Origin of the sequence: Curvibacter cyanobacteriorum (genome assembly GCF_028649475.1) — a bacterium.
Classification (GTDB): Bacteria; Pseudomonadota; Gammaproteobacteria; order Burkholderiales; family Burkholderiaceae_C; genus Curvibacter; species Curvibacter cyanobacteriorum.
Genome location: NZ_JAQSIP010000011.1, coordinates 1 through 13,667 on the forward strand (window position 1 = coordinate 1; position 13,667 = coordinate 13,667).

Here is a 13,667-nt window from a genome sequence, read left to right on the forward strand (position 1 = left end):
AGCGTAGTGGCGGTTGGCCGTTTCGTACTCAACGTGAGCGGTGTTGATGGTAATGCCGCGGGCCTTTTCTTCGGGCGCTGCGTCGATCTGGTCGTAAGCCTTGGCTTCGCCGCCGAACTTGGCCGCCAGAACGGTTGCGATCGCAGCCGTCAGCGTGGTCTTGCCGTGGTCAACGTGACCGATGGTGCCGACATTCACGTGCGGCTTGGTACGTTCAAACTTGCCTTTTGCCATTTTTTCGACTCCGAAAAAAAATACCTAAATCAACACAACAAGGGTCAAAGCGCCTCCTGACAGGAGGCGCAAAAGAACGTGGTGCCCATGGCGGGAATCGGACCCGCGACCTCTCCCTTACCAAGGGAGTGCTCTACCACTGAGCCACATGGGCATCTGAAATCTGTCCAGCAGACTTCAAAAAAAACTCTCTCAACTCGAACCGACTGTGGAGCGGGAGACGGGAATCGAACCCGCGTCATTAGCTTGGAAGGCTAGGGTTCTACCATTGAACTACTCCCGCCAAAGCAATGACAAGACAGTTCAAGGCATCACCTCGCGCAGCATTCCGGTCGCCACACACATCAATTCTCTCGCTGGTGGAGGAGGCTGGATTCGAACCAGCGTAGGCGTTAGCCAACAGATTTACAGTCTGCCCCCTTTAGCCACTCGGGCACCCCTCCGGCGAATCTCGAATTATAGCACAAATTTTTTGGTCTGCACTAAATTTTTCGAGTCACAAACTTCCGAAAAGAATTTGTGAGACCGCTATTATGACCCGGATTTCGAGCGCTTGAGGCTTCGCGTACAGTTTTTTCAACTTCACGCACATCTTTTTATGCTGCACCGCACAAATCGTGTCAGCATGGGCCGATGACCACTCCCCTGCCCAGCCCCCGACCCAAGCCCCTGAGTTTAGCGCTGCAAGGGGGCGGCACCCACGGCGCCTTCACTTGGGGCGTGTTGGACCGCCTGCTGCAAGAGGATGGCCTGGTGCTGGACTCGGTGAGCGGCGCCAGCGCCGGGGCCGTCAACGCCGTGGCCCTGGCCCATGGCCTCCACGGCACACCGACCGGGCAGGCACCGTCCGCCGAGCACCGACAGGCGGCCCGTCAAACCCTGCGGCGGATCTGGGAGGGGGTGGCCCAGTTGGGCTCGCTCGGGGGACTGACCCAAGGGCTGGCCCAATGGATGCTCGGGTGCTGGACACCCCCGCCCCACCCACTGGGCGCCCCGATGCTGCAGAGCATGCAGAGTGCGCTGGCGCCCTGGTGGTCGCCGGCCCAAATGAACCCGCTGGACTTCAATCCCCTGCGCCGCCTGCTGGAGCAGGAAATCGACTTCGAGCGCCTGCAAGGTGCCGATGCCCTGCGGGTGCATGTCTCGGCGACCCAGGTGAACACCGGCCGGGCCGAGGTCTTCAGCGGGCCGCGCCTGAACCTGGCGGCAGTGCTGGCGTCGACTTGCCTGCCAACGGTGTTCCAGGCGGTGGAGATCGACGGCCAACCCTACTGGGACGGCGGATACGCCGCCAACCCGGCCCTGCGCCCACTGATCCGGGAAGGCTCGGCTTGCGACATCCTGGTGGTGCAGATCAACCCGTCACAGCGCCGTGCAGCCCCCCAGAACCAGACGGACATCGTGGACCGCATCGGGGAGCTGGGCTTCAACGCCAGCCTGCTCGCCCAGTGGCAAGGCATTGAATTTGTGAACCGCCTGATCGACCGCGGGCAACTGCGCGAGGGCCACGGCTACAAGCGCTTGCACCTGCACCGCATCGAGGGCGGCGAAGCGCTGGAGGCGCTGCCGGCGGCCAGCAAAATGGCCGCCGATGGGGCGTTGATTGGCCACCTGTTCACACTCGGCGAGCAAGCGGCCACGCGCTGGCTGGCCTCCCCGGCCGCGGCTCGCTTCAGCGCCAGGCCCGCCGACACGGCCCCGTGACGCCGCGGCCTCAGGCCAGCGGCCCTGCCCCGGGGCCTGGCGACGCCGCCGCCTGGGCTTGCTGGTCACGCCAGGCCCGGGCCTGCGAAAAGTGCCCGCAGCCGATGAACGGCAAAGGCGGGCGCAAGGCCGATAGCGGCGAAGGGTGGTTGGCCGTCAGCACCAGGTGACGCTCGGCGTCGATCATCGGGCGCTTGCTTTGCGCATGGGCGCCCCACAGCATGAACACCACCGGGCGGGGCCCCTCGGCCACACGGCGAATCACGGCGTCCGTCAGCCCCTCCCAACCGCGCCCTGCGTGGCTGGCGGGCTGTCCCTCCTCGACCGTCAGGCAGGTGTTGAGCAACAAAACCCCTTGGCGCGCCCAGGCAGCCAGACTCCCCCCAGGCACAGGAAAAGCCGGGAACGGCGTTCCCAGGTCACGCTGAAGCTCTTTGAAGATGTTGCGCAAGGACGGCGGCAGGGGCACACCGGGCGCCACCGAAAAAGCCAAGCCCTCGGCCTGATGGCGCCCGTGGTAAGGGTCCTGCCCGAGGATCACCACGCGCACCTGCTCGGGAGGCGTCAGTTGCAAGGCCCGCAGCGGCTGCGGCGGGAACACGACCGCCCCCTGCTCGAGGCGTTGCTGCAAGAAAGCCAGCAGGCGCTGCCCCTGCGGCTCGGCAAAAAAGCCATCGACCAAGCCCTGCCAGCTGGGCGCAACGGGCCACTGCTGCGGGTCGGCGCTGAGCAACTGGTCGGGCGCAGGCGCAGCGCTCAGACCGTCCAAGGCCCCGGTGTCGAGGTCCGCTTGCGGGCGTGGCATGGCGGGCTCCGCGGCTCAGGCGAACAGGCGCGCCAGGGCCTCACCGGGCTCGGGCGCACGCATGAAGGCCTCGCCCACCAGGAAGGCATGCACCCCGGCTTCGCGCATGCGGGCCACATCGGCGGGGGCCAGGATGCCGGACTCAGTGACCAGCAGGCGGTCCGAGGGCACCTCCGCCAGCATGCCCAGGGTGGTGTCCAGGGTCACTTCAAACGTGCGCAGGTTGCGGTTGTTGATGCCGACCAGCGGCGTCTTCAGGCGCAGCGCGCGCTCGAGTTCGGCGCGGTCGTGCACTTCGACCAGCACGGCCATGTCAAGGCTGCGGGCGATGGCCTCGAAGTCGGCCATCTGAGCGTCGTCCAGGCAGGCGGCGATCAGCAAGATGGCGTCCGCGCCCATGGCCCGGGCCTCGTAGACCTGGTAGGCGTCGATCAGAAAGTCCTTGCGCAGCACGGGCAGCGGGCACGAGGCGCGGGCCTGCTTGAGGTAGTCCACCCCGCCCTGGAAAAACTGCTTGTCGGTCAGCACCGACAGGCAGGCCGCGCCATGCTCGGCGTAGCTCTGGGCGATGTCGGCGGGAATGAAGTCGGCCCGCAACACGCCCTTGGACGGGCTGGCCTTCTTGATCTCGGCGATCACCGCGGCCTGGCCGGCGCCGATCTTCTGGCGCAAGGCGCCAGCGAAATCGCGCGTCAGCACGCGGCTTTCGGCGTCGGCGCGCATGGCCGCGAGCGGCATCTTCTTGAGGCTGGCGGCGAGTTCTTCGCGCTTCACGGCCACGATTTTGTTGAGAATGTCACTCATGGTCTTGCGGGCTTCTGGAGCCGTTTTTCAAAATTTTCACAAACACCCGGTGCATGACCACGCCCAGACCCAGAAACAGCGCTGAAACACCCAGCGCGATCCAGGTGGCGGGGTCGTGCCACAGGCTCATGCTCAGGCCCCTGCCGGGGTCAGGGCCTGGCTCGACGCCACCAGCGCCGACAGGCGCTGCTTGGCGGCCCCGCTGGCCAAGGCGGCGCGCGCCAACGCGATGCCGTCGGCCATGCTGGGCGCCACATTGGCGGCGTACAGCGCCACGCCCGCGTTGAGCAGGACGATGTCCCGCGCCGGGCGCACCGTCGGGTCGTCGCTGTTGTCCAGCACCGACAGCAGCAGATCACGCGATTGTTCGGGCGTGTCCACGCGCAGCGCCCGGTTGCTGGCCATGGACAGGCCAAAGTCCTCGGGGTGGATCTCGTACTCACGCACCTCGCCGTTGCGCAGCTCACCGACCAGGGTCGACGCGCCCAGGCTGACTTCGTCCATGCCGTCGCGGCCGTAGACCACCACGGCGTGGTCCGCGCCCAGGCGCTGCAGGGCGCGCACCTGGATGCCGACCAGGTCGGAGTGGAACACCCCCATCAGGATGTTGGGGGCGCTGGCCGGGTTGGTCAGCGGGCCCAGGATGTTGAAGATGGTGCGCACGCCGAGTTCCTTGCGCACCGCGGCCACGTTCTTCATGGCCGGGTGGTGGTTGGGCGCGAACATGAAGCCGATGCCGGTCTGCTCAATGCAGCGCGCAATCGCCTCGGGGGGCAGGTTGATGTTGACCCCCAGGGCCTCCAGCACGTCGGCGCTACCGGACTTGCTGGACACACTGCGGCCGCCATGCTTGCTGACTTTGGCGCCCGCGGCGGCGGCCACGAACATCGAGCAGGTGCTGATGTTGAAGGTGTGCGACCCGTCGCCGCCGGTGCCCACAATGTCCACCAGGTGGGTCTTGTCGGCCACATGCACCTTGGTCGAGAACTCACGCATGACCTGGGCCGCGGCGGTGATCTCGCCGATGGTTTCCTTCTTGACGCGCAAGCCGGTGATCAGGGCCGCGGTCATGACCGGCGACAGCTCGCCGCTCATGATCAGGCGCACGATCTTGAGCATCTCGTCATGGAAGATCTCGCGGTGTTCGATGGTGCGCTGCAGCGCTTCCTGCGGGGTGATCGGCATACAAAAGTCTCCAGTATTCAAATGGGGCCGCAGCGCTCAGGGCGCCGGGCGATCCGACAAAGCCAGTTTCAAACCAAAGCCAATGAACAGCGCACCGGCCACCCGGTCCAGCACCTGAAGACGCTGCTGCACCACGCCCACCCGCTTGGCCATCCAGGTGGCCACCAGGGCCCAGCCCGCGTTGACGGGCATGGCGTTCACATTGAACAGGGTCCCCAACAGCACAAAGGCCAGCGCCTTGTTCTCGGTGCCTGGCGCGATGAATTGCGGCACGAAGGCCAAAAAGAACAAGGCCACCTTGGGGTTGAGCACATTGGTCCAGAAACCACCCAGGAACACCTTGCGCAGCGGCAGCGCGGCCACCGCCAGCGCCGCGGCGTCCGGGGCCGCGGCCAGCGCCGTCCCCGAGGGGCGGGCCAACAGCATGCGCACGCCCATCCAAAGCAGGTAGGCCGCACCGGCCCACTTGAGCAGCGTGAACGCGGTGGCCGAGGCCGAGAGCAAGGCCCCCACCCCGACGGCGGCCGCGGCAATGTGCACAAAGCAGCCCGCGGTGATGCCCAGCCCCGCCACCAGCCCGGCGCGCAGGCCCGACTTGAGCGAGTGGGACACGATGTAGAGCACATCAGGCCCAGGCGTCAGGTTGAGCAACCAACCCGCCGCCATGAACAGCCAGAGGGTGCTCAGGTCCATCATGGGCGCACCAGGAAGTTCTTCAGCATGGCGTGGCCATGCTCGGTCAGGATGGACTCGGGGTGGAACTGCACCCCTTCGATGTCCAGCGTGCGGTGGCGCACCCCCATGATTTCACCGTCGTCGGTCCAGGCGGTGACCTTCAGATCGGCCGGGCAGCTGCTGCGCTCGATCGCCAGCGAGTGGTAGCGATTGACCGTGAACTGCTCAGGCAGGCCCGCGAACACGCCCTCCTGGGTGGTGGTGATGACGCTGGTCTTGCCGTGCATCAGTTGCTGCGCCCGGACGATCTTGCCGCCCAGCGCGGCCCCAATCGCCTGGTGCCCCAGGCACACGCCCAAGATGGGCAGTCGGCCGGCGAAGTGCTGGATGGCCGCGACCGAAATGCCCGCCTCGGCCGGCGAGCAGGGGCCGGGCGAGATCACCAGGCGGTCGGGCGCGCGCGCCGCAATGCCCTCCAAGGTGATTTCATCGTTGCGGAAAACCTCGACTTCAGCGCCCAACTCACCGAAATACTGCACGATGTTGAAGGTGAACGAGTCGTAGTTGTCCACCATGAGGAGTTTGATCTTTTGCGTCATGGCGTTCACTCCAAGCCTTCTTCAACGAGTTCGGCGGCGCGCAACAGGGCGCGGGCCTTGTGTTCGGTTTCTCTCCATTCCATCTCGGGCACCGAGTCGGCCACCACACCGGCGGCGGCCTGCACGTACAGCATCTGGTCCTTGATGATGCCGGTGCGGATGGCGATGGCCACGTCCATGTCGCCGGCGTAGCTGATGTAGCCACAGGCGCCACCGTAGAGGCCCCGCTTGGTGGGCTCGAGCTGGTCGATCAGCTCCATGGCATGCACCTTGGGGGCGCCGGTCAGGGTGCCGGCCGGGAAGGTGGCCTTGAGCACATCAATGGCATCCATGCCGTCGAGCAAGGTGCCTTCGACGTTGCTCACGATGTGCATCACATGGCTGTAGCGCTCGACCGCGAAAGCCTCGGTCACCTTGACGCTGCCAGTCTTGGCGATGCGGCCGATGTCGTTGCGCGCCAGGTCGATCAGCATCACATGCTCGGCCCGCTCCTTGGGGTCGTTGATCAGCTCGACCTCGGTGGCCTTGTCCTTGTCGGGCGTGGCGCCGCGTGGGCGGGTGCCGGCCAGCGGGCGGATCGTCACCTTCTGCTCAACCACACCGTCGGTCTCGACACGCTCCTGGCGCACCAGGATCTCGGGCGAGGCCCCCACCACATGGAAATCACCGAAGTGGTAGTAGTACATGTAGGGCGAGGGGTTGAGCGAACGCAGCGCACGGTACAGCGACAGCGGGCTCTCGGTGTAGCGCTTCTTGATGCGCTGACCCACCTGCACCTGCATGAAGTCACCCGCGGCGATGAGCTCCTTGGCGCGGTCGACCGCCGCCAGGTAGTCGGCCTTGGCAAAGTCACGCTCGGCCGGGTAGCTCTGGGTGGCTTTGACCACCGGCGCGCTGACCGAGTACTTGAGCTGCTCCTTGAGGTCGCGCAGGCGCTTCTTGGCGTTGGCGAAGGCCTCGGGCGTGGCCGGGTCGGCGTAGACGATCAGGTAGAGCTTGCCCGACAGGTTGTCGATGACCGCCAGCTCTTCGCACTGCAGCAACAGGATGTCGGGCGTGCCCAGGGTGTCGGGCGGGCAGGTTTTTTCGAGCTTGCGCTCGACGTAGCGCACCGCGTCGTAGCCAAAGTAGCCCGCCAGGCCACCGCAAAAGCGCGGCAGCCCGGGGCGCAAGGCGACCTTGAAACGCTTTTGGTAGCTGGCAATGAAGTCCAGCGGATTGCCCTGAGCGGTCTCGACGACCACGCCATCGCGCACCACCTCGGTCTTGGCCTGGTCGCCAAAACCACTGGCCCGCACCAGGGTGCGCGCCGGCAGCCCGATGAAGCTGTAGCGACCAAAGCGCTCACCGCCCACCACCGACTCCAGCAAGAAGCTGAGTTTGCCGCCGTCGCGCGAATGCGCCAGCTTCAGGTACAGGGACAGGGGGGTTTCCAGGTCGGCAAACGCCTCGGCAATGAGGGGAATGCGGTTGTAGCCTTGCAAGGCAAGGCTTTTGAATTCAAGTTCGGTGATCACGGCAAAGAGCCTCCAGCTCAGGCGGCACCGCAGTTCAAAGGAAAGGTGCCGCGTTCATTCAAATGGACCCAGACAAAGGGCCCCCGGGCGCATGCCGGCGCTGCCCGGACATGCTGTCAGTGGTGCACGTGAACAGGCTTGCGCCAGGGCCAGGCTCCCCGGTCGCTGCAACCTGTGATGAAAGTGCGGTGAATGAACATCGCGTGCAGTGTAGCAAACCTGGCCGGCCGGCCCAAGCCAAGCTGCCACCGCCCGACTCGGCGGCGCCACACGCCGAGCCCCCCGGTCACCCAAGAGACCCCCAGCCCCATCGAAAACCCTGTTGCACAACCCCGCGGCCTGACCGCAGACTTGGCACACAAGCAAGCCCGTGGGCCCCGTCCCACCTCCTGGCCAGACAAGAGCCGCGACGACAGCATGACCTTCCAACGCCGAATTTTTCCTGTGACCCTGGCTTGCCTGCTGAGCCTGCCCCTGCTGGCGGGCGCGGCGCCCCAGACCCTGCAGGGCGTGACCTTCAACGACCCCATCAGCGTGCAGGGCCAGTCCCTGCAACTCAATGGCGCCGGCGTTCGCTACAAAGCGGTCTTCAAGGTCTATGCCATGGGTCTGTACCTGAGCCAGCCGGCCGCCAGCACCGACGCCGTGCTCAGCGCCCCCGGGGCCAAGCGCATCAGCATCACGATGTTGCGCGACATTGACGCCAATGAACTCGGCAAGCTGTTCACCCGGGGCGTCGAGGACAACGCGCCCAAGGGCGAGATGTCACGCCTGGTGCCCGGCCTGATCCGCATGGGCGAGGTGTTTGCCGAACTCAAGAAACTGCACACCGGCGACACCTTCACGGTCGACTGGCTGCCCGACACCGGCACGGTGCTGACCGTGCGTGGCCAGGTTCAGGGTGCGCCCTTCCGCGAGCCTGAATTTTTCAACGCCTTGCTGCGCATCTGGCTGGGCCAGGTGCCCGCGGATGGCAAACTCAAGGACGCCCTGCTGGGTCAGGGCAGAAGCTGAGCCATGTCAACACCTGTCCCCAGTGCTTTTTGCAAGATGGCGGCCCCGGTCGCCCCCGCCCCTGTCCTTTTCCTTCACCGCCCCACCCTGCCATGAACTTCAACCAACTCAAAATTGGCTACCGCCTGGCCGCGGCCTTTGCGGCCATCCTGGTCATCACGGTGTTGGTGGCGGTCGTCGGGGTGCAACGCATCGGTGTGCTGCAAGAGGCGTCCGAGCGCGTGGCCTCGGTCGACATCGAACAGCAGGCCCTGGTCAATGAATGGGCCACCGACATCCGCGTCAACTGGGTGCGCACCGAGGCGCAACTGCGTGGCGTCGATGTGGTGTACATCGATCGCCTGAAGAAAGACATCGAAGCCACCTCGGTGGGCACCGCCAAGAAGATCAAACGGCTTGAGGAAATGGTGCAAGACGCCGGCAGCAAGGCCATGATGGAGGACATCCGCAAGGTGCGCGAGGCTTACCGCAACAAGCGCGCCGAGTTGCAAAAGCTCCAGGCCATGGGCGAGGACATCAGCCCGATGATCGACGGCCAGCTGCGCCCCATGGCCGATGCCTACCTCAAAGTGCTGGACGACCTGCACCGCCGCATGAACGAGCAGCTGAGCCAGAGCATGGCGCAGAACAAGACCCTGACCACCCTGAGCCGCACCCTCCTGCTGGGCGCTGCAGCGGTGGCCGTGCTGCTGGGGGCCTGGCTGGCCTGGCTGGCCACGCGCTCCATCACCACCCCGGTGCAGCAGGCCGTGGATGCCGCCACCGCGATCGCGCATGGCGACCTCTCGGTCTCGATTGCCGCCGGCGGGCGCGACGAAACCGGCCAATTGCTGCAGGCGCTGGCCGAAATGCAGCAGCGCCTGGCCGCCCTGGTGGGCGAAGTGCGGCAGAACGCCGACGGGGTGGCCACCGCCAGCGCCGAAATCGCCCAGGGCAACAACGACCTGTCGGCGCGCACCGAGCAGCAGGCCTCGGCCCTCGAAGAAACCGCCGCCTCGATGGAGGAGCTGGGCTCCACCGTGCGCCAGAACGCCGACAACGCGCGCGCGGCCAACCAGCTGGCGCTCAACGCGTCCAATGTGGCGGCCCAGGGCGGTGAGGTGGTGGCCGAGGTGGTCAGCACCATGAAGGGCATCAACGAGAGCTCGCGCAAGATCGCCGACATCATCGGCGTCATCGACGGCATCGCCTTCCAGACCAACATCCTGGCCTTGAATGCCGCGGTGGAAGCGGCCCGCGCCGGCGAACAAGGCCGAGGCTTTGCTGTGGTGGCCAGCGAGGTGCGCAGCCTGGCCGGGCGCAGCGCCGAGGCCGCACGCGAGATCAAGAGCCTGATCGGCGCCAGCGTGGAGCAGGTCGAAGCCGGCACCGCACTGGTCGACCGGGCTGGCAACACCATGACCGAGGTGGTCAGCGCGATCCGCCGCGTGACCGACATCATGGGCGAGATCAGCGCCGCCAGTTCGGAGCAAAGCGCGGGCGTCTCGCAAGTGGGCGAGGCGGTCACGCAGATGGACCAGGCCACGCAACAGAATGCGGCCTTGGTCGAACAATCGGCCGCGGCTGCCGCCAGCCTGCGCGCCCAGGCCAGCCAGCTGGTGCAGGCGGTGTCGGCCTTCACACTGGGCAACACCGCCCACATGCCGACCATCGAAGTCCATGCGCGGCGTGCCACGCGCTCGGGTCTGCCCGCCTCGCCGCCCTACCAGGGACCGGAGCGCCGGGCCACGTCCGGCGGCGACCGGCGCCACGCGGGCCCCGCCGACGCTCCGGGCACCTGAGGCCCCCTGAGGCCCCCACCCGAGGCGGCCTTCCTGCCTGGCGCCCCCCACAGCACCGAGCGACTTGGTGCGCGCCGGTTATGGGGTTACATTCCGCAACAGACACAGGCCATTTTGAGTCTGGACTGGGAGGAATGATGCGGGTGACCGACTGGAAACTGGGCGTCAGGCTGGGCCTGGCATTTGGTGTGATGTTGCTGCTGGCCTGCCTGATAACGGCCGTGGGCATCAGCCGCATTCAGGGTTTGAAGCAGTCCAACGAACAGCTCGCCACCGTCGAGCTGAGCCGCCAGAAACTGGTCCAGGAGTGGCTCAACGACACCCAGATGAACTGGCTGCGCACCGAAGCCAGCTTCAAGGCCGACAACCGCGCCTACCTCGACCAGTTGCAGCGTGACATGCAGTCCGTGGTGACGCTGCAAACCCAGCGCATCGAAGCCGTCAAAGCCCAGATGCAGACCCCGCAAGAAAAGCAGCTCTACCAACAGGCGCTGGACCGCCGCCAGGCCTACCGAGCCGTTCGAAGTGACCTGCACCAGCGACAGCAGGCCGGCGATGACGTCAGCCCGCTGGTCGACTCGCGGCTGCGCGCCGAGTTTGTCGCCTACGAGGCCGAGATCCAGAAGCTCAAGTCGGCGCTCGATGGCAGCGTGCAAACCGAGCTGCGCGAGACCTTGCGGCAAGCCGACAACAGCCTGGTGGGCCTGTCGGCAGGCGCGCTCGGTTCGGCGCTGGCCAGCCTGCTGCTGGCCTGGTTCATCACGCGCTCCATCACCCGCCCCATGGGACAAGCGGTGGCCCTGGCGACCGCGATGTCGCGCGGCGACTTGTCTCAGCCGCCACTGGTGGGCGGCCGCGATGAAACCGGGCAACTGCTGCAGGTGCTGGGCCAGATGCAAACCCACCTGGCCAACCTGGTCAGCGAAGTCCGCCGCAACGCTCAGGGCGTGGCCGACACCAGCGCCGAAATGGCCCAGGGCAACCACGACCTGTCGGCCCGCACCGAACAGCAGGCCTCGGCGCTGGAGGAGACCGCCGCCTCCATGGAGGAGCTGGACTCCACCGTCAAAACCAATGCCGAGAGCGCGCGCCACGCCAACCAACTGGCCCTGCAAGCGTCCCAAGTGGCGGCCCAGGGCGGTGAGGTGGTGGCCGAAGTCGTGAGCACCATGAAGGACATCAACGACAGCTCGCGCCGCATCGCGGACATCATCGGCGTCATCGATGGGATTGCGTTTCAGACCAACATCCTGGCCTTGAACGCCGCCGTCGAAGCCGCGCGGGCCGGCGAGCAGGGGCGTGGCTTCGCGGTGGTGGCGGGTGAAGTGCGCTCACTGGCCCAACGCAGTGCCGAAGCCGCCAAGGAGATCAAAGGCCTGATTGGCGCCAGCGTGGAGCGCGTCGAACTCGGCACCGCCCTGGTCGACCGCGCAGGCCAGACCATGACCGAGGTGGTGAGCTCGATCCGGCGCGTGACCGACATCGTGGGCGAGATCAGCACCGCCAGTTCGGAGCAGAGCGCCGGTTTGTCGCAGGTCGGCGAAGCGGTGATGCAGATGGACCACACCACGCAGCAGAATGCGGCCCTGGTCGAGCAGTCGGCCGCGGCGGCGGCCAGCTTGCGGCAGCAGGCGCAGCAGTTGGTTGAGGCGGTGGCGGTGTTCAAACTCAACGCCCTCAACCCGCCCGCGGTCGAGGTGCGCACCCCGCGCGCCACCCGCTCGCCCACACCACCGGCCACCCCTTACACCGGCCCCGAACGGCGCCAGTCCCCCGCCCCTGGCGCCAGCGAGCACGCCTCGGCGGCCCGCCCTGCGCCCAGCCCCGAGCGCCGCAACCCACCAGCGCCGCCCGCGGCAGCCGCCGCCCCCCGGGCGGGCGGCTCGGAGCAGGACTGGACCAGCTTCTGAGCCCAGGCGCTGACCACCGCCCCGCCAGCGCGTCAGGCCAGCTCGGCCAGGGAATCCAGGAAAGCGTCGGCCGCCACCGCGCGGATCGGCTGGCCGTGGTTGTAGCCATAGGTGACCAGCCAGACCGGGCAACCCGCGGCCCGGGCCGCCTGGGCGTCGTTGCTGGAGTCGCCCACCATCACCGTGCGCGCCGGGGCCGTGCCGAGCGCAGCGCAGGCGCCCAGCAGGGGCTGGGGATCGGGTTTTTTGCGCTCGAACGAATCACCGCCAAAGACATGGCTGAAATAGCCACTCAGGCCTTTGGCCTCCAGCAGCGGGCGGGCAAAGGCCAGCGGCTTGTTGGTCAGGCAGGCCAGGGCCAGGCCACGCTGACGCAGGGCCTCCAGGCCCGCCACCACGCCGGGGTAAACCTGGGCAAATTGACCGTTGATGTCGAGGTAATGGGCCTGATAGCGGTCCCAGGCGGCCGGAAACAGCGCGGACACCCGCTCGGTCAGTGCATCGCCTTGCAGCCCCTGGGTGCTGCTCAGCACCTGGCCCAGCACCGAGCGCAGCAGGTGTTCCGAGCCCTTGCCCACCATGTTCACGATCAACTCGGGGGCCACCGGGGCCAGGGTCAGATCGGCCAACATGCGGTTCAGGGCCTGGGCAAAATCACCCAGGGTGTCCACCATCGTGCCGTCGAGGTCGAGGATGACGGCGTCCAGAGGCAAAGGGGTCGAAGCAAGGGCGGAAGGCTGCATGGCGTGAAGGGATGAAACAAACCCGCCATTCTGGCAGCAGCGCCGCTGCCCCCACATTCCCCCCACATTCCCCCCACATCCGCCCACATCCGCCCCCACCGGGCGGCCCGGCGCCGGGCCGGGGCATCGCACAATGGCGCCTGTTCAGACAGGACTTCAGCATGAGCGACATCACGATCTACCACAACCCCCAATGCGGCACCTCGCGCAACACCCTGGCCCTGATCCGCAACAGCGGCGAAGAGCCCCGCGTGGTGCTGTACCTCGAAACACCGCCCGACAAGGACACCCTGCGCGCCCTGGTGGCGGCCACTGGGGAGCCAGTGCGCGCGCTGCTGCGGGAAAAAGGCAGCCCTTACGAGGCGCTGGGCCTCGGTCAGCCCCACTGGAGCGACGAGGAGTTGCTCGATTTCATGGTCGCGCACCCGCTGCTGATCAACCGGCCCCTGGTGGTGACCCCTTTGGGGACCCGTCTGTGCCGCCCTTCCGAGCGGGTGCTGGACCTGCTGCCGCAGCCCCAGCGCGGCGCCTTCAACAAGGAGGACGGTGAAGCGGTGATCGATGCCCAGGGCCAGCGCGTGCCGCCCCAGGCCAACTGACAGGCCCCTGCCCCGGGGCAGGGTGGGCTTGACGCGCGCCAGCGGCCTCGCCACCGCCCAGATTCAGCCCCCCGGACCAGGGGGCGCCAGGGCGCAC

14 protein-coding genes and 3 tRNA genes are annotated in these 13,667 nt (G+C 66.9%); 5 read left to right on the top strand and 12 right to left on the bottom strand.

Annotation, left to right across the window (positions count from 1 at the left end; genetic code table 11):
- From PSQ40_RS18560 to PSQ40_RS18575, 4 genes are all read right to left on the bottom strand, one after another.
- The coding region (locus PSQ40_RS18560) for a GTP-binding protein (protein ID WP_273953220.1) at positions 1 to 234 on the bottom strand (234 nt) is incomplete at its 3' end.
- Positions 235 to 313: 79 nt separating this feature from the next.
- Positions 314 to 388: transfer RNA gene (locus PSQ40_RS18565), tRNA-Thr, on the bottom strand.
- Positions 389 to 443: 55 nt separating this feature from the next.
- A tRNA-Gly gene (locus tag PSQ40_RS18570) sits at positions 444 to 517 on the bottom strand.
- 74 nt (positions 518 to 591) lie between these two features.
- Positions 592 to 677: transfer RNA gene (locus PSQ40_RS18575), tRNA-Tyr, on the bottom strand.
- Between the two features lie 190 nt (positions 678 to 867).
- Between PSQ40_RS18575 and PSQ40_RS18580 the strand changes: the two genes are divergently transcribed.
- Positions 868 to 1,938, top strand: coding sequence for a patatin-like phospholipase family protein (locus PSQ40_RS18580; RefSeq protein ID WP_273953382.1), 1,071 nt, complete (start codon positions 868 to 870; stop codon positions 1,936 to 1,938).
- Positions 1,939 to 1,948: 10 nt separating this feature from the next.
- On the opposite strand, the gene PSQ40_RS18585 is transcribed toward PSQ40_RS18580, so the two are convergent.
- Genes PSQ40_RS18585 through trpE form a run of 7 tightly spaced genes read right to left on the bottom strand, consistent with a single transcriptional unit; the run spans position 1,949 to position 7,523 of the window.
- On the bottom strand, positions 1,949 to 2,743 hold the full coding sequence (locus PSQ40_RS18585) for a uracil-DNA glycosylase (protein ID WP_273953383.1): 795 nt from the start codon (positions 2,741 to 2,743) through the stop codon (positions 1,949 to 1,951).
- A 15-nt stretch (positions 2,744 to 2,758) separates the two neighbouring features.
- A complete protein-coding gene (gene trpC / locus PSQ40_RS18590; protein WP_273953384.1) occupies positions 2,759 to 3,547 on the bottom strand; it encodes an indole-3-glycerol phosphate synthase TrpC in 789 nt (262 codons plus the stop codon).
- Complete coding sequence (locus PSQ40_RS18595) at positions 3,540 to 3,677, bottom strand: hypothetical protein (protein WP_273953385.1); 138 nt, start codon at positions 3,675 to 3,677, stop codon at positions 3,540 to 3,542. Before PSQ40_RS18595 ends, trpC begins: the two co-directional genes overlap by 8 nt.
- Before the next feature lie 2 nt (positions 3,678 to 3,679).
- A complete protein-coding gene (gene trpD / locus PSQ40_RS18600; RefSeq protein WP_273953386.1) occupies positions 3,680 to 4,732 on the bottom strand; it encodes an anthranilate phosphoribosyltransferase in 1,053 nt (350 codons plus the stop codon).
- Positions 4,733 to 4,768: 36 nt separating this feature from the next.
- Entirely contained in the window at positions 4,769 to 5,428 is a 660-nt protein-coding gene (locus tag PSQ40_RS18605) for a LysE family translocator (protein ID WP_273953387.1), read from the bottom strand.
- Positions 5,425 to 6,006: an anthranilate synthase component II gene (locus tag PSQ40_RS18610; protein WP_273953388.1), complete on the bottom strand. Its 582-nt coding sequence runs from the start codon at positions 6,004 to 6,006 to the stop codon at positions 5,425 to 5,427. Before PSQ40_RS18610 ends, PSQ40_RS18605 begins: the two co-directional genes overlap by 4 nt.
- Before the next feature lie 5 nt (positions 6,007 to 6,011).
- Positions 6,012 to 7,523 carry an anthranilate synthase component I gene (trpE, locus tag PSQ40_RS18615; RefSeq protein WP_273953389.1) on the bottom strand — a complete coding sequence of 504 codons (1,512 nt, stop codon included), beginning with the start codon at positions 7,521 to 7,523 and terminating at the stop codon, positions 6,012 to 6,014.
- Between the two features lie 417 nt (positions 7,524 to 7,940).
- Here trpE and PSQ40_RS18620 point away from each other — a divergent pair, with 417 nt between their 5' ends.
- From PSQ40_RS18620 to PSQ40_RS18630, 3 genes are all read left to right on the top strand, one after another.
- A complete protein-coding gene (locus tag PSQ40_RS18620) occupies positions 7,941 to 8,537 on the top strand; it encodes a chalcone isomerase family protein (protein ID WP_273953390.1) in 597 nt (198 codons plus the stop codon).
- A 92-nt stretch (positions 8,538 to 8,629) separates the two neighbouring features.
- Positions 8,630 to 10,318 carry a methyl-accepting chemotaxis protein gene (locus PSQ40_RS18625; RefSeq protein ID WP_273953391.1) on the top strand — a complete coding sequence of 563 codons (1,689 nt, stop codon included), beginning with the start codon at positions 8,630 to 8,632 and terminating at the stop codon, positions 10,316 to 10,318.
- Between the two features lie 137 nt (positions 10,319 to 10,455).
- Positions 10,456 to 12,228, top strand: a complete 1,773-nt coding sequence (locus tag PSQ40_RS18630) for a methyl-accepting chemotaxis protein (RefSeq protein WP_273953517.1) — start codon at positions 10,456 to 10,458, stop codon at positions 12,226 to 12,228.
- Between the two features lie 32 nt (positions 12,229 to 12,260).
- Here the strand turns inward: PSQ40_RS18630 and gph are convergent, their stop codons facing one another.
- Complete coding sequence (gene gph / locus PSQ40_RS18635; RefSeq protein ID WP_273953392.1) at positions 12,261 to 12,971, bottom strand: phosphoglycolate phosphatase; 711 nt, start codon at positions 12,969 to 12,971, stop codon at positions 12,261 to 12,263.
- A 161-nt stretch (positions 12,972 to 13,132) separates the two neighbouring features.
- Between gph and arsC the strand changes: the two genes are divergently transcribed.
- Positions 13,133 to 13,570 (top strand): arsenate reductase (glutaredoxin), encoded by a 438-nt coding sequence (arsC, locus tag PSQ40_RS18640; RefSeq protein ID WP_273953393.1) that lies wholly within the window; start codon positions 13,133 to 13,135, stop codon positions 13,568 to 13,570.
- Positions 13,571 to 13,667 lie beyond the last annotated feature (97 nt).